Genomic DNA, 19,055 nt, shown 5'->3' with positions numbered 1-19,055 from the left:
CCAATACAGAGAAGCGCTAATGCTAGCGGATAACGGGGACTCAGCGCTTGTTCAGCTCACTGTAAAGCTCGGGGCGGCGATCAAGGAGATAACGATTGGCGGCGCGGGAATCGACCATCAACTGCCGATCCAATTCACCAACAATCAGCGCTTCATCCAGACCCGCCTGGGCGATACGGCTGCCATCCGGCGCGGCGATGCTGCTTTGGCCGCAATAATGGATATCGCCTTCGTGGCCGCAGTAGTTGGCATAAGCCACATAACACTGGTTTTCAAAGGCTCGCGCGCGGACGGTGACGTCAGCGACGAAATCGAAGGGAATCATGTTCGCCGTTGGCACCAGAATCAGCTCGGCGCCGGCCAGGGCCAGACGCCGGGCGTTTTCCGGGAACTCCATGTCGTAGCAAATCAGGAAGCCAAGCTTCCAGCCATTGAGCTCGACCAGCGGGAAATCATCCCCGCCGGCGCTGAACATCGAGTTGTCGAGGTCGCCGAACAGGTGCGTTTTGCGGTAATTGCACAGGCGTTCGCCATGGGCGTCGATCAACTGCACCGAGTTGTAGATCTGGCCGTCTTCGATGCGTTCGGGATAGCCATACAAAATGGCGATCCCCGCTGTTTTGGCAATGCGCGCGACCTGCTGCGCCGACTCACCGTTGTGCACCTCCGCGAGGACGTTCACCGCATCGACGCCGATGTTGTAGCCGGTCAGGAACATCTCCGGCAGCACCAGCAAGTCTGCGCCTTTGGCCTCCAGCGCCAGTTGATGCAAGCGTTGCAGATTGCCTGCGACGTCCAGGGGCAGTGGTGGGCATTGGTAAAGGGCTACGCGCATTTCGGATTCCTCTTACTCGGGCAGGGCGATCGGACCGATCTCGTTAAACACATCTCCTGGACCCGGGTTCTCGGCGTGAGTTTCACCGCCGAAGTGTTTCATGATGCCCCACACCGCGTTGAGCGAGGTCTGCACCGCGCCTTCAACCCAGGCCGGCGTCCACGAAACGTCATCGCCAGCGATGAAAATCCCGCGTTGCTCGGCAGGCATGTCGTCCTGCATGAAGTGCGCGTACATGCGCTGGTTATAGCGGTAGTGGCCGGGCAGGGCGCCTTTGAAAGCACCGAGGAAATGTGGGTCGGCTTCCCAGGACACAGTGATCGGGTCGCCGATGATCCGCGCGGCGATGTCGACTTTCGGGTAGATCTTCTTCAACGCATCCAGCGCCAGCTTCACGCGTTTTTCCACCGGTTGTGGAAGCATCTTCAGCGCGTCGCTCATCCACGAGTACGACAGGCAAATCACGCCTGGCTTGTCGTCGCCGTTGTCGAACAGGTAGGTGCCACGGGTCAGGCGATCAGTGAGGGTCATGCTCATCAGGTCCCGGCCGGTTTCCGGATCTTTGTCCTTCCAGAATGGGCGGTCGACCATCACGAAAGTTTTCGACGATTGCATGTAGCGAGTGCGGTCGAGAGCCATCCACATTTTTTGCGAGAACAGGGTTTCATCGCATTCGATCTGGGTGGTCAGCAGCCAGCTCTGGCAGGTGGTCAGTACGGCGGCGTATTCGCGGGTGTCGCCCCAGTTGTCGGTGACGGCAAAACGACCGTCAGCCGCGTGGGCAATTTTCTTCACACCAGTGCGCGGGGCACCGCTGTGCAAGGAACTGAGGCTGGTACCTTCCGGCCAGTGCACGCAACGTTCCGGCACGTGGCGCCAGATGCCCAGTGGCACTTGCTCGACGCCGCCTACTACCAGGTGTTGGTGATCGTCGCAGTTGGTCATTACTACGCGGAAGATTTCCAGCATCGAGTTCGGGAAGTCAGAGTCCCAGCCGCCGGTGCCGAAACCGACCTGGCCAAACACTTCGCGGTGATGGAACGACAATTTGGCGAAGGCTTTGGAGGTGGCGACAAAGTCGTAGAAGGTGCGGTCGTCCCACAGCGGAACCAGGGTGTTCCACAGCTCTTTGAGGCGAGGCACGTCGCGGTCGCGGATCGCTTGCTGGATCTCGCCGAAGCGCGAGCCGTCTTCCAGTGCGTCCGCCCAGGCGTCAGCTACTTCCTGGAACAATACGGGAAGATCCGACAGCTTCTGTGCGTAATGGGTCTGGCCTTCCAGATCGATCACCGTACTGCCGGACGCGGGCGTCAGCGGGTTCGGGAACGGTTTGGTTTCCAGGCCGAGCTTGTCGACGTAGTGATAAAACGCGGTGGACGACACCGGGAAACGCATGCCACCGAGCTCGGCGATGATGCCTTCGGCGCCGTTGAACGCCTGGGAGCGCAGACGACCGCCCATTTTCGAGGCTTCGTAAACGACTGGCTTCAGGCCCAGCTTCATCAGCTCGTAAGCCGCGACCAAACCGGCGATGCCGCCACCGACGATCGCCACTTCGGCGCCGTGGTTGTGCTCAGGAATACTGCCCAGGCCGGCGGGGTGCTCGATCCAGTCGTCGAAGGCGAACGGAAAGTCCGGGCCGAAAATGGTGACTGGTTTTTTACCGTCTGCAGGATGGCGATTATTCTTGTTCATGGCTGACCTTGCTGGCGACCCGACGCGGGATGCGCGTCTGAGTATAGGAAAAGATGGCAGCCATTCTAGAGAGCGTAGAACACGTTAATAAGACGCAATGTGTCGTCGTTTTGCCGGTAAGCCGATCAATATGACGATGTATCGCTACATACTGCCCAATGTGGGAGCGGGCTTGCTCGCGAATACGGTGGGTCAGTCAACAGCAATGCCGACTGACACTCCCTCTTCGCGAGCAAGCCCGCTCCCACATTGGACAGAGTCTAAACCGGCTGCCCTCGATCAATCTTGCTACTCAAAATGATCGAAGTGGTCGTCTTCTCCACCCCATCTACGCTGCCAATCTGATCCAGCAACTGATCCAGCTGCTCCGGCGAGTCCGTGCGCAACCACGCCACATAATCAAATTCGCCACTCACCGCACACAGTTGCTGAACCTGAGCCATCGCACTGAGCCGGCGCAGCACTTCCTTGCCGGAGCGTGGCTGCACCGTGATCCCGACATACGCCTGCAACCCGCCATCCACCACCCGCTGACCCAAACGCACGCCGTAACCGGTAATCACCCGGGCCTTTTCCAGGCGCGCCAACCGCGAAGTGACCGTAGTGCGGGCGATGCCCAATTGCCGGGCCAGCATCGCCACGCTTTCACGGGCGTTGATCTGCAAAGCAGCGATCAACTGGCGGTCGATTTCGTCGAGCACGGGCGGGCGGGTGTCAGGCAAGGGGCGTCTCCAGCGGTTTACATCGATGGGCAGCATGTTACAGACACATCCTACGCGGCGCTCGTGGTGGTTATTTGAGCTGATTGCGTATGCGTTGCCCAAGTAAGGGCTGAATGGCAGGCATAAAAAAGCCGCGCGATTGCGCGGCTTTTTTGTTTGGTGGGCCCAGTAGGACTCGAACCTACGACCAAGGGATTATGAGTCCCCTGCTCTAACCAACTGAGCTATAGGCCCTCAGTAGGCCGCGGATTATAGCGACGGTTTCTCGGCTGTGCTATCCGAAAAATCCGATACGGTAATACAAAGAAACGTTGCAGCGAATTCTTCCGGTGGTAATGGCAGGCTGACGATGTAGCCCTGAATCTGTTCGCAGCCCTCCAGGGCGAGGAATTCTTGTTGTGCCTGGGTTTCGACGCCCTCGGCGATGATGGTGAATTGCATGCTGCGGCCGAGCGCGATGATGGCTCGCACAATCGCCGCATCGTGCGGATCGTCAGGCAGGCCGCGGACGAAGGACTGGTCGATCTTGAGGATATCCAGCGGCAAGCGCTTGAGGTAGCTCAGGGATGAATAGCCGGTGCCGAAGTCATCGATCGCCAATTGGACGCCCAGGCGTTTGAGTTGGTGCAACACGGACAACGCCTCTTCGGCCTGGCTCATGATGAAGTTTTCGGTAATTTCCAGTTGCAGAAAACCGGGTTTGAGGCGGTTGTCCTTGAGCAGTTGTTCGATGCGTCCGAGCAGGTTCGGCTGGCGCAGTTGCGCGCCGGCGAGGTTGACCGACAGCGGACCAGGGCTTTCGTAGAGTTGATTCCATTCGAACATCTGCCGGCATGCCGTTTCGAGGACCCAATCGCCGATCTGCAGGATCATGCCGTTTTCTTCGGCCAGAGGAATGAAGTGCTCCGGAGGCACGTCGCCAAAGGTCGGGTGACGCCAGCGAATCAGCGCTTCGGCGCCGACCAGTCGATGGTCGTCGAGGCTGATCTTCGGTTGGTAGTAGAGGTGCAGTTCATTGCGCTCGATGGCGCGGCGCAATTCGTGCTCCAGCGCAACCCGCTCGCTGGCCTGGGCGGTGAGGTCGCGGGTGTAGCTTTCGACCCGGTTGCGGCCCTTGGCCTTGGAGCGATACATCGCCGCGTCGGCGTTCTTCACCAGCGTGGCGACGTCGCAACCGTCCTTGGGGTACAGGCTTGTGCCGATGCTGGCGCTGATGAAAAACTCGTGCTCGCCGGCCTGGAACGGCGCGGCGAAGCAGTTGAGCAGTTTGGTGGCGATGTGGTCGGCGTCGCTGGCTTGCTGCAGGCCGGGCAGCAGGATGATGAACTCATCACCGCCGAGGCGCGCCACGGTGTCGATGTCCCGTAGCTGTTCCTTGAGGCGAACGGCGATGCCTTTGAGCAGCAGGTCGCCGACCGGGTGACCGAGGCTGTCATTGATGTGCTTGAAGCGGTCCAGGTCGAGGAACAACACCGCGCCCTGTCCGCCGTTTTCCTGCTGGTTGTTGAGCGCCGTCAGCAATCGGCTTTCGAACAGCGTGCGGTTCGGCAGGCCGGTGAGCGGATCGTGGTGGGCCTGGTAATCGAGTTTGGCCTGGGCGTGCTTGAGGCTGGAGATGTCAGCGAACACCGCGACAAAGTGAGTGATGAACTTGTCGCGGTTGCGCACGGCGCTGATGGTCAGCCAGCTCGGGTAGAGCTCGCCATTCTTGCGTCGGTTGGAAATCTCGCCTTGCCAGTGTCCTTCATCGGTCAATTGATGCCACATCGCCGCATAGAACGCGCTGTCGTGCAGGCCCGAGGCGAGCAGGCGAGGGGTGTGGCCCAGTGCTTCGCTCTCGCTGTAGCCGGTGATTTCGGTAAACGCGCGGTTGACCGCACTGATGTGCTGTTGGGTGTCGGTGATCAGTACGCCTTCGGCAGTGCTTTCGAACACGGTGGCGGCCTGTTGCAGTTTTTCCTGCATCAGGTGCCGTTCGGTGATGTCCCGGGCGATGGTCAGCATGCAGTCTTCATCGCCAATCGGCAGCGGGCGGCTGGACACCTCGCAGAGGCGGATCTGCCCGTCGTTGCGGCGGATGTGGCAGGTGAAATCCCGGACGAAGCCATCCCGGTTCAGCAGGTCGAGCATCTGTTTGCGTTCGTTCAGATTGACCCAAATGCCCAGGTCCAGCGCCGAGCGATCCAACGACATCGCGCTGTTGAAGCCGGTAATACGGCTGAACCCTTCGTTGACCTCCAGCAGCAGGCCGTCGCTCTGCCGGGACAGCAGCAAGCCATCAGGGGAGGCATGGAAGGCTTTGGCGAACTTCTCTTCAGAAGTTTGCAACTGTTGCTGGGTTTCCTTGAGCTGACTGATGTCCCGCACCACCACCACCAGCGCAGGCGTGGTATCGAGATCGAAGGGTTCGGCGGAAATCAGGCCGGTGAACACCTGCCCATTGTTGCGGCGAAAGGGCATCTCCAGGTTGCGGATGCTGCCGGCCTGCAACCGCTGTAACAGTCCCGGCCCCACGCCCGGAATGCCCCAGATGTTCAGCTCGGTGGCGGTTTGGCCGACGACGTCTACGGCTTTAAGGCCGATCTGTTCTTCGAACGCCTCATTGACCTCCAGCAGGCAACCATCGGAAAGCCGAGCGATCACTAGAATGTCCGGGCACTGCTCGAACACCGAGGCGAATTTCTGTTCCGAGAGGCGCAGCGCCTCTTCGGTGCGCTTGGCTTCGCTGATGTCGATCATCAGCCCGCGCAGCACCGGTTCGTGGCCGTGTTCGATCAGGCTGACAATGTCGCGCACCCACAGACAACGACCATCGGCAGTGATCACCCGGTAATCGACGCTGTGATCGCGACCAGCTAGCACTTCGTGATCGCAGAAGTTTTGCGCGCGGGTCAGGTCCGCGGGGTGGATGATGTTGCGCCAGAACCCGGGGATCAGCCAATGGGACAGGGGATAGCCGAGCAAGTCTTCAGCGTGGGGCGATACGTAGCTGTAGGTGAAGTCGCTGATCCGCGCTTCCCAGGCAATGGCCGACAGACTCTCCACCAGCCCGCGATAGTGGTATTCGCTGCTGCGCAGTTCCTGTTCCAGGTCGATCCGTCGGGCGATTTCCGAGCTCAGTCGACGATTGATCCGGATGACCACCGCCAGCACGATGATCAGTAACAGCAAACCTGGCAGGCCGTACACCAGCAGATCCGACCAGAAGGTCCGATGATCCAGCACGTTACCGACCCAATGCTCCTGGATGGCGCTGATTTCGCTCGGGCTCATGTCCGCCAGGACTTTATCGATAATGCCGACGAGCATTTTGTTCTTCGGCGGCACCGCCATTGCCAATTGATAGCGATAGGGTGTCTCGCCGCTGACATAGAGCCCTTCGAGCTTGAGCTGACGCAGGCTCCAGACACTGGAGGCCAGATCGCCGACCACGGCGTCCACTTCATCGGTCGCCAGCGCTTGCAACGCCGAACTGACGTTGGGCATCGGCACCAGGTTCAGGTCCGGATGGTGGGTACGCAGCAGCTCATGAGGCGCGTAGTTTTCCACCACGGCGATTTTCAGGCCATACAGGTCCTCGATTTTGCGCGGTTGGGCGCCGCCGACATGGGCGAGGATCACAATCGGGAAGTCCAGGTAAGGCCGGGTGAACGCCAGGTAAGTCTGGCGTTCGGGTGTCGACATAATTCCCGGCAGCAAGTCGAGATTGCCCTGTTTGACCTGTTCCAGGACCACCGTCCAACTGACTGGCTCGATGGGGGTGAGCTTGATGTCCAGGCGTTGGCGGATCACGTTGATGTAGTCCGCTGCCAGGCCCTGATAACGGTTCTGTTCATCACGGAACTCAAACGGTGGCCAAGACGCGTCTACGCCCAGACGCAAGTCCGGGTGAGCCGCCAGCCAGCTACGTTCTTCGTCGGTCAGAGTCAGCGCGCCAGCCGTTGCGGTCCAGGTCATCAGCGACAGCAAAAAAAGCACGGTCGGCAGTCTGGGCATAACGGTCTCGTTATGGCTCGGGGGAATGTTTCGAGTGTAGACGGGCAATTCGGCAGGGGGGCAGTGCGGGGGATTTAATCTGTATAAAGCAAAACCCCCGGCCTGGGCCGGGGGTTCTGTGATCACTCGTCGAGGAAGGAGCGCAAATGCTCGCTTCTCGTCGGGTGGCGCAGCTTGCGCAGCGCCTTGGCTTCGATCTGACGAATCCGTTCACGGGTCACGTCGAACTGCTTACCAACCTCCTCGAGGGTGTGGTCGGTATTCATGTCGATACCGAAGCGCATGCGCAGAACCTTGGCTTCACGGGCAGTGAGGCCGGAGAGAACTTCGCGAGTCGCTTCTTTAAGGCTCTCAACGGTAGCAACATCGATTGGCGACTGCATGGTCGAGTCTTCGATGAAGTCACCCAAATGGGAGTCTTCGTCATCACCGATCGGGGTTTCCATGGAGATCGGCTCTTTAGCGATCTTCAATACCTTGCGGATCTTGTCCTCAGGCATTTCCATGCGTTCGCCCAGCTCTTCCGGGGTCGGTTCGCGACCCATTTCCTGCAACATCTGCCGGGAAATACGGTTGAGCTTGTTGATCGTCTCGATCATGTGCACCGGAATACGGATGGTGCGGGCCTGGTCGGCGATCGAGCGAGTGATCGCCTGACGGATCCACCAGGTGGCATAAGTCGAGAATTTGTAGCCGCGGCGGTATTCAAACTTGTCTACCGCTTTCATCAAGCCAATGTTGCCTTCCTGGATCAGATCGAGGAATTGCAGGCCACGGTTGGTGTACTTCTTGGCGATGGAGATCACCAGACGCAAGTTCGCTTCAACCATCTCTTTCTTCGCGCGGCGGGCCTTGGCCTCACCGATCGACATGCGACGGTTGATGTCCTTGATCTCGGCAATCGTCAAACCGGTCTCGGTTTGCAGCGCGATCAGCTTTTGCTGGCAACGAAGGATGTCCGGTTGCAGGCGACCAATGGCTTCGGCGTATTTGCCTTTGCCTTTGGCCAGTGCGTCCGACCAGCTTTCGTCGACTTCGTTGCCCGGGAACTGGCGCAGGAAATCGGCACGCGGCATGCGCGCATCACGAACGCAGAGCTGCATGATCGCGCGCTCTTGCTGACGCAGACGATCCAGGGCACTGCGAACACGCTCGACCAGGCCTTCGAATTGCTTCGGAACCAGTTTGATCGGCATGAACAGCTCAGCCAGCAGCACCAGTTCGGCAATCGCCGCCTTGTTGCCACGACCGTGCTTCTTCAGCGCCTTGCGGGTGATTTCCATCTGATCGGAGACAGCGCCAAAACGCTGTGCTGCGATGACCGGATCCGGACCGCTTTCGGCTTCTTCTTCGTCGTCGGTGCTGGCTTCAGCTTCGTCGTCGTCGGTATCGTCATCCGCTTTCACGGCTTTCGGATCGACAGGCGGCGGCACTTCTGCAGCAGGCGGCGCAATGCCGTCGTCCGGGTCGATATAACCGCTCAGGACGTCGGACAGGCGGCCACCTTCGGTGGTGACGCGAGTGTATTCGGACAGAATGTGGTCAACCGTGCCAGGGAAGTGCGCAATTGCGCCCATCACTTCGCGGATGCCCTCTTCAATACGCTTGGCGATTTCAATTTCGCCTTCACGTGTGAGGAGCTCTACCGTACCCATTTCACGCATGTACATGCGCACTGGGTCGGTGGTGCGACCAATGTCGGTCTCGACCGCTGCCAACGCTGCTGCTGCCTCTTCGGCCGCGGCTTCGTCGGTATCGGCGTCGGCCAGCATAAGGGAATCCTTATCTGGCGCAACCTCGAATACGTTGATCCCCATGTCATTGATCATGCGGATGATGTCTTCCACCTGTTCCGGATCTGAAATATCCTCCGGCAGGTGGTCGTTGACCTCCGCGTAAGTCAGGTAACCCTGCTCACGACCAAGTGTGATCAACTCTTTGATACGAGACTGCTGTTGCGCTTTTCCGGACATAACACCCTATCCACTGAAGGTCTTGGCGGGCAAAAAACAAGCCGAGGATTATACCTGAGCTATGACCTCACGCGCCAGTTGAGGTCGGGTTTGATATAGCCACATTGCGTTTTAATAGGTCGCGCATCTGATTTGCGATCTGAATTGCTTCCTCTGGGGTCAATCCCGGCTGCCTTGCTTTTTTGATAAGTGCTTCCAAAGTATCTGTGTGTTGACCCGCTGATAACCTAGTAATGGTGTCTAAAAACTGTTGTTCAAGGTTATCGCCGTCAATTAGCCACTCCTTTTCCGCTAATGCTTTGAGCAGGCGCCCTTGATCGGTGCCATGCCAGCGGGCCATTAGCTGGATAGAGTTTAGCTTAGGATTTTTCTGCAAGGCCTCGATAAGGGCCACCAGCAACTGTGCATACGTGTTGCTTTCATTGGCGAAATGGTTGGCGGTTTCTACCTTGCCGGCCAGTTGCGGATGATGAATCAGCGTGCGCAATGCAATCAGTGTTGGGGCTTCGACGGCAATCGGGGTGCGCGGGGCACTTTGTTGGTCACGATCGCCGCCACGCTTGCCATTCTTGTCCCAGGGTTTCTTGTCCCACTTCTTGCCGCCGGCACCGGGTTTCTTCGGTGTCCATTCCTGCTGCGGCACGTACATCTCTTGTGCCTGCGGCTGATGGTAGTCGCTGTAATCCGGCATGGCGTCGTAATCGATACCTGGATCGTAGGCTGGCGGCGCTTCCTGAGGGGCGCTGTGCACCAGCTGGCTCATGGCTTCGCCAGTCAGGCCGGTGATTTCGGTCAGTCGCTGACGCATCAGGATGCGCAGGTTGGCGCCCGGGACTTTTTCGATCAGCGGTGCAGCGAGGGTGGCCATGTGGGCCTTGCCTTCGAGCGAGCGCGGGTCCGATTCCTCGGTCAGTTGCTGAAAGAAATAGTCGGCCAGCGGTTGGGCGTGTTGATTGATTCGTGCGCGGAAAGCGTCGGTGCCCTCGGAGCGGACCAGCGTATCCGGGTCTTCACCTTCAGGCAGAAACAGGAAGCGTGCCCGTCGCCCGTCCTGCAGGCACGGCAGCGCTGCTTCCAGTGCTCGCCAGGCGGCTTTGCGGCCAGCCTGGTCGCCGTCGAAACAGAACAGCACGTTGGGCACGACGCGAAACAGTCGCTTCAAGTGCTCTTCGCTGGTGGCGGTGCCCAGGGTCGCGACGGCATTGCGTAAGCCTTGCTGGGCGAGAGCGATGACGTCCATGTAGCCTTCGACAACGATGATTTCGTCGAGATTGCGGTTGTTCTTGCGCGCTTCATAGAGGCCGTAAAGCTCTTGGCCTTTATGGAATACCGGAGTTTCCGGTGAGTTCAGGTACTTCGGCTTGTCGTCACCCAGTACTCGGCCGCCGAACGCAATGATGCGTCCGCGACTGTCACGAATCGGGAACATCACGCGATCGCGGAAGCGGTCATAGCGTTTGCCGGTTTCGGCGTTCTCGATCAGCAGGCCGGCGTCGACCATGGCTTTCTGTTGCAGGGTGTCGCTGCTCAAGTGCTTGAACAGATTGTCCCAGCCGGGCGGGGCGAAGCCGAGGCCGAAGTCCCGGGCTATTTCTCCGGTCAGGCCGCGACCCTTCAAATAATCCACGGCGGCTTTGCGCGATGGATGGCTTTTCAGCGCTTGCCGGTAAAAGTCGGCGGCGGCGGTGAGCAGCGGGTACAGCGGCGAGTCAGTCGGCTGCCGCGGTTTGTGCGGCCGGCCGCTTTCTTCGCGGGGTATTTCCATGCCGGCGGCTTTGGCCAGTTCTTCGACAGCCTGGATGAAGTCCAGGTTGTCGTGGTCCATCATGAAGCCGAGGGCGTTACCGCCAGCGCCGCAGCCGAAGCAGTAATAGAACTGCTTGTCGGGGCTGACGCTGAAGGAGGGGGTTTTCTCTTTGTGGAACGGGCAGCAGGCGGTGTAGTTCTTGCCGGCCTTTTTCATTTGCAGGCGCGAGCTCACCACATCGACGATGTCGGTGCGGTTCAGAAGGTCGTCAATGAAGCTCTGGGGAATTAGCCCGGCCATGGCGGTCTCGTCATCTGCGCTGAAATGGACCCAAAACGAAGGGCTGGCGAACGCGGGTCATTACTTGAGGCGCGCAAGGTATGCGGCTCGACCAGTGTCGTCTGCGTAATCGCTGTCGGGAAGTGTATCTGCCGAAAATCCACTGACGTTAGTACCGATCAGTATTCGACTATATGAAAGTGTTGCGCTGAATCCGCTGCGGCCAGTCGATGGCCTCGGATAGCTCATAAGCGGGCACGCAAGCAGGTGCCTTGGGCTGATCGTCGTAAGAGGAATCAGTGGGTGTGCTCGTCAGTAGCCTTGAAAGGCTCGTCAGAAAAGACGTGCACCGCTGGCAAAAGAGCCAGGTCTGACGCTGTGAAGCAGGTTTGTCTCGGTCGCGTCTGCGGCTTTGACGGTGAAGCATCAAGCGATTCCCGCAAATGCCATTAGCCCGGCTGAGGGCCGGGCTTGGCAGAAGCTTGCTACGAACGTCTGTGTATTAGTACAGACGAACGGCGCGGCGCTGTTCGCGCTGTACTTTCTTGGCGTGACGCTTAACAGCGGCTGCTGCTTTACGCTTACGCTCAGAAGTTGGCTTCTCGTAGAATTCGCGGCTACGAACTTCAGCCAGTACACCGGCTTTTTCGCAGGAGCGCTTGAAACGACGCAGAGCTACGTCGAAGGGTTCGTTCTCTTTTACTTTGACGGCTGGCATCCAGAGCTACCTTCATTCATTACCGGGGTCAACATCCTCGCGGCAAAAGAGCACTTGAAGACGTCGGTTTTTAAGGGTTGCGGATGTTAACTCCTCATCGACCGGAATGCAAAGCCTCTGATCGAAAACCGCTAGTCGGGGCATCCCATGGCGACTATTATGCGCGCCTTCGAATTCAGCCTAAACAAGGCGCAAACCCATGCTAGTACTGGGATTAGAAACCTCCTGCGACGAAACTGGTGTCGCATTATATGACAGTGAACGCGGCCTGCTGGCCGACGCGCTGTTTAGCCAGATCGACCTGCATCGCGCCTATGGCGGTGTGGTGCCGGAGCTGGCCTCGCGTGATCACGTCAAACGCATGCTGCCCTTGATCCGTCAGGTCTTGGCCGAAGCCGACTGCGTGCCGACCGAGATCGATGCGATCGCTTATACCGCGGGTCCTGGCCTGGTCGGTGCGCTGTTGGTGGGGGCTTCCTGCGCCCAGGCGCTGGCCTTTGCCTGGGGGATTCCGGCCTTGGGCGTGCACCACATGGAAGGTCATTTGCTGGCGCCGATGCTGGAGCCGCAACCGCCCGAATTCCCGTTCGTCGCTTTGTTGGTGTCGGGTGGTCATACGCAGCTGGTTCAGGTCGACGGAATCGGCCAATACACGTTGTTGGGCGAGACCCTCGACGATGCCGCCGGTGAAGCGTTCGACAAGACCGCGAAGATGATGGGTCTCAATTATCCGGGCGGCCCGGAAATCGCCCGTCTGGCGGAACAGGGGGTTGCAGGACGTTTCACTTTCCCGCGTCCGATGTGTGATCGCCCGGGCCTGGCATTCAGCTTCAGCGGCTTGAAAACCTCAGCCCTTAACACCTGGCAGCAATGCGTCAGCGCCGGGGACGACGGCGAGCAAGCCCGTTGCGACATCTCGCTGGCGTTCCAGCAAGCCGTGGTGGAGACTTTGACCATCAAGTGCAAGCGGGCCCTGAAAGCGGCGGGCATGAAGCGTCTGGTGATCGCTGGGGGCGTCAGTGCCAACAAGGCACTGCGTACTTCACTGGAAAAAATGCTCGGCGACATGAAGGGCGACGTGTTTTACGCCCGTCCCGAGTTTTGCACCGATAACGGCGCGATGATTGCGTTTGCCGGCTGCCAGCGTTTGCAGGCCGGTCAGCACGAAAGCCTGGCGATCAGCGTGCAGGCGCGCTGGCCGATGGAGCAATTGTCGGCGTTGTGATGAGCGGGGTTCACGTCCGGTATTTAAAAATGCCGTTCGCGCCCGGCAAACAGGTCGCGTAGATTGCCGCGATGGCGCCAGACGATCAGGCCGGTGAGTGCGCTCATGGGCAGCAGTGCCGCCGGCTCTTGCCAGGCGAGCAATGGCAGGGTCAGCGGTGTGGCGATCAGTGCCGCCAGTGAGCTGGTGCGGGTCAGGTAGAACGTCAGCAGCCAGGCACAGACTGCCAGCAGGGCTGCGGGCGGGTAGAGGCCCAGCAACATGCCGGCCGCGGTGGCGACACCCTTGCCGCCGCGAAAGCGGAAGTACAGCGGGAACAGGTGGCCGATGACGGCACAAACACCGATCCAGGCTTGATCTTGCAGCGAAAGGCCGACAACGCCGGCGATCAGCACAGGCAACAAGCCTTTGCACAGGTCACCGAGTAACGTTAGAACGGCGAGTTTCTTGCCGGCCAGGCGCAACATGTTGGTGGCTCCGGCATTGCCCGAGCCACCCATTCGCGGATCGGGGTTACCGGTCAGGCGGCTGAGCAAAATGGCGAAGGACAGAGAGCCGAGCAGGTAGGCGAAGGTCGCCAATAACCAAAACATGCTAACTATTCCGGGCGAGGACGCCCTGATTCTAACGGCGCATTGCGCCCTTGTCGTGCAGCGGAGAGAAGTGCTTGGACAGAGTGTTTATCGAGGGCCTGGAAGTCGACACTGTCATTGGTGCCTACGACTGGGAGCGCGGCATCCGACAATGCCTGCGACTTGATCTGAGCTTCGCCTGGGACAACCGCCCGGCAGCGGCCGGTGACGACCTGACCCTGGCGCTCGACTACGCGAGTGTCTCGTCGCGAATTCAGGCGTTTGCCGAGCAGGCACAGTTCCAATTGGTCGAGACTTTCGCCGAGCGTCTGGTTGAAGTGCTGATGAGCGAATTCAAGATCACCTGGATGCGCCTCAAACTGACCAAGCCGGGCGCTGTGCCGGCGGCCACTGGTGGTGTGGGCGTGGAGATCGAGCGCGGATGTCGCTGACTCAGGTGTACCTCGGGCTCGGTAGCAATATCGAGCGCGAAACCCATTTGCAGGCTGGCCTGGAAGCCCTTTCAGGTTTTCTGGTGGATATCCGCTGTTCGGCGGTCTTCGAAAGCCAACCGGTGGGGATCAAGAGCGGGCCGTTCTTCAACTTCGTGGTGTCGGCGTACACCGACCTGCCGTTGATGGAGCTGGATCGCCGACTGAAATTCATCGAGGCGGACAACGGTCGCTACGCGCCGGATCGCAAGGGTTTGCCGCTGGATATCGACGTGTTGTTGTTCGGCGATCTGGTGGGTAACTTCGATGGCTTGATCTTGCCTCGGGCAGAAATTCTGAAAAATGCCTTCGTGCTGTGGCCGTTGTCGCTGATAGCGCCGGACAGAGTGCATCCGGGTGTAGGCAAAAGCTTTGCGGCATTGTGGGGCGAAGCGCAGATTGATCAGGTGTTGGCGCCGGTGGCGTTTGAGTGGCGCGGCGAGCCGTTGACCCCTTCGGATTTGTTGTAAGTCGGAGGACGCCATCGCGAGCAAGCTCGCTCCCACACTGGATTGCGTGAACGTCAGAGATCCATGTGGGAGCGAGCTTGCTCGCGATGCTGTTCAGGTAGACGCCGCTTCCTTGTAGGTTTTCAACGCCTTGAGCCGCTCACGCTTGATCGCCTCACCCAACTCCGGCCCCTTGAATCCCTTCTCCAGCAACGGCTGCACCGCGACACCCCGTGCCGCTGAAGCCGCCCCGCGCAAATAATCCGCCTGTGGATAACTTCTCTGCTCCAGGCCTTTGCGCCCGCGGGCGTCCATCTCGCACGCTGCAATAAACTCCTCAAATCGTTGCGGACGACGGTACACGTCAAAACTCTGCAGCAGCTCCAGCAAAGTCGACGGCTTGAGCTCCAAAGCTCGATGCCCGTGGGTGTGATACTGACCCACCAACAACGCCAATTCCTGGCAGTCCCTTGGTGCCTTAAACCGCTCGTTGACCGCTTTGATCAACTTCAGGCCCGTGTGCTCGTGGGCAATATGCCGCGGCCAATCTGCCTCGGGCGTCAGTCCTTTGCCCAAATCATGCAGCAGGCAAGCCCAGCGTACTGTCAGTGGCTGTTTGTGCAGCGCCGATTGCTCCAGCACGCTCAAGGTGTGCACGCCTGTATCGATTTCCGGGTGATGGGCTTCCGGTTGCGGTACGCCGAACAGCGCGTCGACTTCCGGCATCAGCACCTTCAGTGCATCGCACGCGCGCAGCACTTCGATAAATACCTGAGGCTGATCTTCCATCAAGGCGCGGGAGATTTCTTTCCAGCTGCGTTCTGCGGTCAGCGCTTCAAGCTCACCTGAATCGCTGAGCTCGCGCATCAGTTCAAGCGTCTGCGGTGCGACGCTGAAACCCATTGCAGCATAGCGAGCCGCGAAGCGGGCAACGCGCAGGACTCGGAGCGGATCTTCGGCAAACGCGGGGGAAACGTGGCGAAGAAGGCGAGCTTCAAGATCCCGTTGGCCATGGTAAGGATCGGTCAGGTTTTGCTGATCGTCTTCGGCCATGGCGTTGATCGTCAGGTCGCGGCGAATCAGGTCTTCTTCGAGGGTGACTTCGGGGCTGGCGTGGAAGGTGAAACCACCATAGCCGCGCCCGCTTTTGCGTTCGGTCCGGGCGAGGGCGTATTCCTCACCGGTTTTTGGGTGAAGGAACACCGGGAAGTCCGCGCCTACCGGGCGAAAGCCCTTGGCGAGCATTTCTTCGGTGGTGGCACCTACCACGACCCAGTCGATATCGGTGACAGGCTTGCCGAGCAGGCGATCGCGAACTGCACCGCCGACTTTATAAATCTGCATAAAAAACCTCCGTTAGCTCGACAGAATAACCGTTGCGTCGAACTCGCGGAGGCACAAACCGTATCAAAGATGAATGACAGCCAGGTCGAGCCGGCCGTATTCCCCCTCGCTGTGCTCGCCTTTGGGTGGAACATGAAGGACTTTCATCACTTGGTCGCCTTGCAGGGTTTCCAGGTGGATATCGAAGCCCCAGAGCCGATGCAGGTGCCTGAGCACTTCGTCGGTGGACTCGCCCAGCGGTTTGCGGTCATGTTGCTGGTGGCGCAGGGTCAGGGAGCGGTCGCCGCGCCGGTCGATGCTGTAGATCTGGATATTGGGCTCGCGATTGCCCAGGTTGTATTGGGCCGCCAGGGTTTCTCGAATGGTCCGGTAGCCGGGCTCATCGTGAATGGCGGGGACCAGCAGATCGTCCTTCTGGTCGTCATCGAGAATGCTGAACAGCTTCAGATCACGTATCACCTGGGGTGACAGGTACTGCAGGATGAAACTCTCATCCTTGAAGCTGCTCATGGCGAACTTGATGCTCGACAGCCAATCGGTGCCGGCGATGTCCGGGAACCAGCGATAGTCTTCTTCGGTCGGGTGTTCACACATGCGCCGGATGTCCCGGTACATGGCAAAACCCAGCGCATAGGGGTTGATGCCGCTGTAATAGGGGCTGTCAAAACCGGGTTGCATCACCACGCTGGTATGGGACGTCAGGAACTCCATCATGAAGCCGTCGGTGACCAGGCCTTCGTCGTAAAGGTCGTTCATCAAGGTGTAGTGCCAGAAAGTCGCCCAGCCTTCGTTCATCACCTGGGTCTGGCGCTGTGGATAAAAATACTGGGCGATCTTGCGCACGATCCGCACGATTTCCCGTTGCCAGGGCTCCAGCAGCGGCGCGTGCTTTTCGATGAAGTACAGGATGTTTTCCTGGGGTTCGGCGGGGAAGCGTGCGTTGTCCTTGTCGCTGTACTTGTCGGCACCTTTTGGAATGGTGCGCCACAAGTCGTTGATCTGTTTCTGCAGATGCTCTTCACGATCCTTCTGCCGACGACGTTCTTCTTCGGCAGAAATCGGATACGGACGTTTGTAGCGGTCAACGCCGTAGTTCATCAAGGCGTGGCAGGAATCGAGCAGGTCTTCCACCGCGTCGATGCCATGGCGCTCCTCGCATTGCATGATGTACTGCTTGGCGAACACCAGGTAATCGATGATCGAACTGGCGTCAGTCCAGGTGCGGAACAGGTAATTACCCTTGAAGAAACTGTTATGGCCGTAGCAGGCGTGAGCCACCACCAGCGCCTGCATGCAGATGGTGTTTTCTTCCATCAGGTAGGCAATGCACGGGTCGGAGTTGATCACGATCTCGTAGGCCAGCCCCATCTGGCCGCGGCTGTAGGATTTCTCGGTGCTGAGGAAGTGTTTGCCGTAGGACCAATGGTGATAACCCAGCGGCATGCCGACGGAGGCGTAGGCGTCCATCATCTGCTCGGCGGTGATCACTTCGATCTGGTTAGGGTAGGTATCCAGGGCATAGCGAGCCGCCAGACGACTGATTTCTTTGTCGTACGCCTGGATCAGCTCGAACGTCCATTCGGAGCCGGTGGAAATGGGGTGGCGCTTCTGCTCTTTGGCGGTCATGTCACTAACCTGCGCTGGAAGAGTTCACGGAAGACCGGATAGATATCCCCGGCCGAGACCAGTTGCTGTTGGGCAAACGTGTCAGAGAAGGCTTCGGCGATGCGTTCGTACTCGAACCACAGGGCCTGGTGTTCGCGAGGGGTTATCTCAACATAAGTGTAGTACTGCACAAACGGCATGATCTGATTGATCAGGATGTCGCGGCAGATCGGTGAGTCATCGTTCCAGTTGTCGCCGTCGGAAGCCTGGGCGGCATAGATGTTCCACTCGTTGCTCGGATAACGCTCGGCCATGATCTCCTGCATCAATTTCAGGGCGCTGGAGACGATCGTGCCGCCGGTTTCCCGGGAATAGAAAAACTCTTCTTCGTCCACTTCCCGCGCACTGGTGTGGTGGCGGATGAACACGACGTCGATCTTGTCGTAGTTACGCTTGAGAAACAGGTACAGCAGGATGAAGAAGCGCTTGGCGATGTCCTTGGTCGCTTGGGTCATCGAGCCGGAGACGTCCATCAGGCAGAACATCACCGCTTTAGAGCTGGGGTTCGGCTGCTTGATGAGCAAGTTGTACTTGAGGTCGAACGTGTCGAGGAACGGCACCCGGTGAATGCGCGCGCTGAGTTTCTCGATTTCGGCTTCGATTTCCTGGATGTCGCCAAAGTTGTCCGGTTCTTCCCGTTTGAGTCGCAGCAACTCCTCTTTGGCTTCGCGCAATTTTGCCCGGCTGCTGCCGGACAGGGCGATTCGCCGGGCATGGGCCGAGCGCAGGGTGCGGATAATGTTGATCCGCGATGGGTTGCCCTCGTTGCTGATGCCCGCACGAACGGTTTTGAAGGTGTCGGTCCCGGTCAGGTTGCGCTTGACCAGGTTCGGCAGCTCGAGGTCCTCGAACATGAATTCGAGGAACTCCTCCTGGGTGATCTGGAAGACGAACTCATCCATCCCTTCACCCGAATTGCCGGCCTTGCCGGGGCCTCTGCCACCGCTACCTCCAGGTGGTCGGGCAATGTGCTCGCCGCTGGTGAATTCCTTGTTGCCGGGGTGTACGACGGTCTGCTTGCCACCGCGACCATGGTGAAGCACCGGTTCGTCGATGTCGCGACCGGGAATGCTGATCTGTTCGCCATGTTCCATATCGGTAATGGAACGCCGGCTGACCGCCTCTTCGACGGCCTTTTTGATGTGATCACGGTAACGCCGCAGGAACCGCTGGCGGTTCACCGTGCTCTTGTTCTTGCCATTGAGACGTCGGTCGATCACATAGCTCATGACTGCTCCTTAGAAGCTGTCCTGAAAGGGGCGAGCGGTTATGCAGCATCGGATCGGTGCCAAGGGATGTCCACGCTCCCCCAAGCGCTTTGGATGCTGCCTGAACCTTGCTAGC

At 59.0% G+C, this 19,055-nt stretch carries 14 protein-coding genes and 1 tRNA gene; 3 read left to right on the top strand and 12 right to left on the bottom strand.

What is annotated here, in order from left to right:
- Window positions 1-40: 40 nt before the first annotated feature.
- The 8 genes from JFT87_RS01925 to rpsU all read right to left on the bottom strand — a co-directional run bounded on the left by JFT87_RS01925 (window position 41) and on the right by rpsU (window position 11,965).
- The gene (locus JFT87_RS01925; RefSeq protein WP_201198272.1) at window positions 41-835 is read right to left on the bottom strand and encodes a carbon-nitrogen hydrolase family protein; all 795 of its coding nucleotides are present in this window, start codon (window positions 833-835) and stop codon (window positions 41-43) included.
- Window positions 836-847: 12 nt separating this feature from the next.
- Window positions 848-2,530: a flavin monoamine oxidase family protein gene (locus tag JFT87_RS01920; RefSeq protein ID WP_201198271.1), complete on the bottom strand. Its 1,683-nt coding sequence runs from the start codon at window positions 2,528-2,530 to the stop codon at window positions 848-850.
- A gap of 260 nt (window positions 2,531-2,790) precedes the next feature.
- A complete protein-coding gene (locus JFT87_RS01915) occupies window positions 2,791-3,252 on the bottom strand; it encodes an Lrp/AsnC family transcriptional regulator (RefSeq protein WP_008067391.1) in 462 nt (153 codons plus the stop codon).
- A 157-nt stretch (window positions 3,253-3,409) separates the two neighbouring features.
- Window positions 3,410-3,486: transfer RNA gene (locus tag JFT87_RS01910), tRNA-Ile, on the bottom strand.
- A 15-nt stretch (window positions 3,487-3,501) separates the two neighbouring features.
- Window positions 3,502-7,248, bottom strand: coding sequence for a bifunctional diguanylate cyclase/phosphodiesterase (locus JFT87_RS01905; RefSeq protein WP_201198270.1), 3,747 nt, complete (start codon window positions 7,246-7,248; stop codon window positions 3,502-3,504).
- 122 nt (window positions 7,249-7,370) lie between these two features.
- A complete protein-coding gene (rpoD, locus tag JFT87_RS01900) occupies window positions 7,371-9,221 on the bottom strand; it encodes an RNA polymerase sigma factor RpoD (protein WP_201198269.1) in 1,851 nt (616 codons plus the stop codon).
- A gap of 67 nt (window positions 9,222-9,288) precedes the next feature.
- Entirely contained in the window at window positions 9,289-11,268 is a 1,980-nt protein-coding gene (gene dnaG / locus JFT87_RS01895) for a DNA primase (RefSeq protein ID WP_201198268.1), read from the bottom strand.
- Between the two features lie 481 nt (window positions 11,269-11,749).
- On the bottom strand, window positions 11,750-11,965 hold the full coding sequence (rpsU, locus tag JFT87_RS01890) for a 30S ribosomal protein S21 (protein ID WP_002551877.1): 216 nt from the start codon (window positions 11,963-11,965) through the stop codon (window positions 11,750-11,752).
- Between the two features lie 199 nt (window positions 11,966-12,164).
- Here rpsU and tsaD point away from each other — a divergent pair, with 199 nt between their 5' ends.
- The gene (gene tsaD / locus JFT87_RS01885) at window positions 12,165-13,190 is read left to right on the top strand and encodes a tRNA (adenosine(37)-N6)-threonylcarbamoyltransferase complex transferase subunit TsaD (protein WP_201198267.1); all 1,026 of its coding nucleotides are present in this window, start codon (window positions 12,165-12,167) and stop codon (window positions 13,188-13,190) included.
- 23 nt (window positions 13,191-13,213) lie between these two features.
- On the opposite strand, the gene plsY is transcribed toward tsaD, so the two are convergent.
- Complete coding sequence (plsY, locus tag JFT87_RS01880) at window positions 13,214-13,783, bottom strand: glycerol-3-phosphate 1-O-acyltransferase PlsY (protein ID WP_201198266.1); 570 nt, start codon at window positions 13,781-13,783, stop codon at window positions 13,214-13,216.
- A gap of 74 nt (window positions 13,784-13,857) precedes the next feature.
- Between plsY and folB the strand changes: the two genes are divergently transcribed.
- Both folB and folK read left to right on the top strand, forming a co-directional pair.
- Window positions 13,858-14,214: a dihydroneopterin aldolase gene (folB, locus tag JFT87_RS01875; RefSeq protein WP_008051601.1), complete on the top strand. Its 357-nt coding sequence runs from the start codon at window positions 13,858-13,860 to the stop codon at window positions 14,212-14,214.
- Window positions 14,205-14,723 (top strand): 2-amino-4-hydroxy-6-hydroxymethyldihydropteridine diphosphokinase, encoded by a 519-nt coding sequence (gene folK, locus JFT87_RS01870; protein ID WP_201198265.1) that lies wholly within the window; start codon window positions 14,205-14,207, stop codon window positions 14,721-14,723. The genes folB and folK overlap by 10 nt, the downstream gene beginning before the upstream one ends.
- Window positions 14,724-14,816: 93 nt before the next feature.
- Here the strand turns inward: folK and JFT87_RS01865 are convergent, their stop codons facing one another.
- The 3 genes from JFT87_RS01865 to JFT87_RS01855 form a co-directional block, all read right to left on the bottom strand.
- A complete protein-coding gene (locus JFT87_RS01865) occupies window positions 14,817-16,046 on the bottom strand; it encodes a multifunctional CCA addition/repair protein (protein ID WP_201198264.1) in 1,230 nt (409 codons plus the stop codon).
- A gap of 63 nt (window positions 16,047-16,109) precedes the next feature.
- Window positions 16,110-17,672 carry a SpoVR family protein gene (locus JFT87_RS01860; RefSeq protein WP_201198263.1) on the bottom strand — a complete coding sequence of 521 codons (1,563 nt, stop codon included), beginning with the start codon at window positions 17,670-17,672 and terminating at the stop codon, window positions 16,110-16,112.
- Window positions 17,669-18,940: a YeaH/YhbH family protein gene (locus tag JFT87_RS01855; RefSeq protein WP_201198262.1), complete on the bottom strand. Its 1,272-nt coding sequence runs from the start codon at window positions 18,938-18,940 to the stop codon at window positions 17,669-17,671. Before JFT87_RS01855 ends, JFT87_RS01860 begins: the two co-directional genes overlap by 4 nt.
- Between the last annotated feature and the right edge of the window lie 115 nt (window positions 18,941-19,055).

The organism is Pseudomonas sp. TH15, from assembly GCF_016651105.1.
Taxonomy (GTDB): Bacteria; Pseudomonadota; Gammaproteobacteria; order Pseudomonadales; family Pseudomonadaceae; genus Aquipseudomonas.
This window is presented reverse-complemented; position numbering and strand designations above follow the sequence as displayed.

Bases quoted from the DNA above. Each gene is read 5' to 3' on its own strand.
- folK (WP_201198265.1), top strand. From the start codon at position 14,205: ATGTCGCTGACTCAGGTGTACCTCGGGCTCGGTAGCAATATCGAGCGC.
- JFT87_RS01855 (WP_201198262.1), bottom strand. From the start codon at position 18,940: ATGAGCTATGTGATCGACCGACGTCTCAATGGCAAGAACAAGAGCACG.
- JFT87_RS01865 (WP_201198264.1), bottom strand. From the start codon at position 16,046: ATGCAGATTTATAAAGTCGGCGGTGCAGTTCGCGATCGCCTGCTCGGC.
- JFT87_RS01860 (WP_201198263.1), bottom strand. From the start codon at position 17,672: ATGACCGCCAAAGAGCAGAAGCGCCACCCCATTTCCACCGGCTCCGAA.
- rpsU (WP_002551877.1), bottom strand. From the start codon at position 11,965: ATGCCAGCCGTCAAAGTAAAAGAGAACGAACCCTTCGACGTAGCTCTG.
- JFT87_RS01905 (WP_201198270.1), bottom strand. From the start codon at position 7,248: ATGCCCAGACTGCCGACCGTGCTTTTTTTGCTGTCGCTGATGACCTGG.
- dnaG (WP_201198268.1), bottom strand. From the start codon at position 11,268: ATGGCCGGGCTAATTCCCCAGAGCTTCATTGACGACCTTCTGAACCGC.
- plsY (WP_201198266.1), bottom strand. From the start codon at position 13,783: ATGTTTTGGTTATTGGCGACCTTCGCCTACCTGCTCGGCTCTCTGTCC.
- rpoD (WP_201198269.1), bottom strand. From the start codon at position 9,221: ATGTCCGGAAAAGCGCAACAGCAGTCTCGTATCAAAGAGTTGATCACA.
- JFT87_RS01925 (WP_201198272.1), bottom strand. From the start codon at position 835: ATGCGCGTAGCCCTTTACCAATGCCCACCACTGCCCCTGGACGTCGCA.
- tsaD (WP_201198267.1), top strand. From the start codon at position 12,165: ATGCTAGTACTGGGATTAGAAACCTCCTGCGACGAAACTGGTGTCGCA.
- JFT87_RS01920 (WP_201198271.1), bottom strand. From the start codon at position 2,530: ATGAACAAGAATAATCGCCATCCTGCAGACGGTAAAAAACCAGTCACC.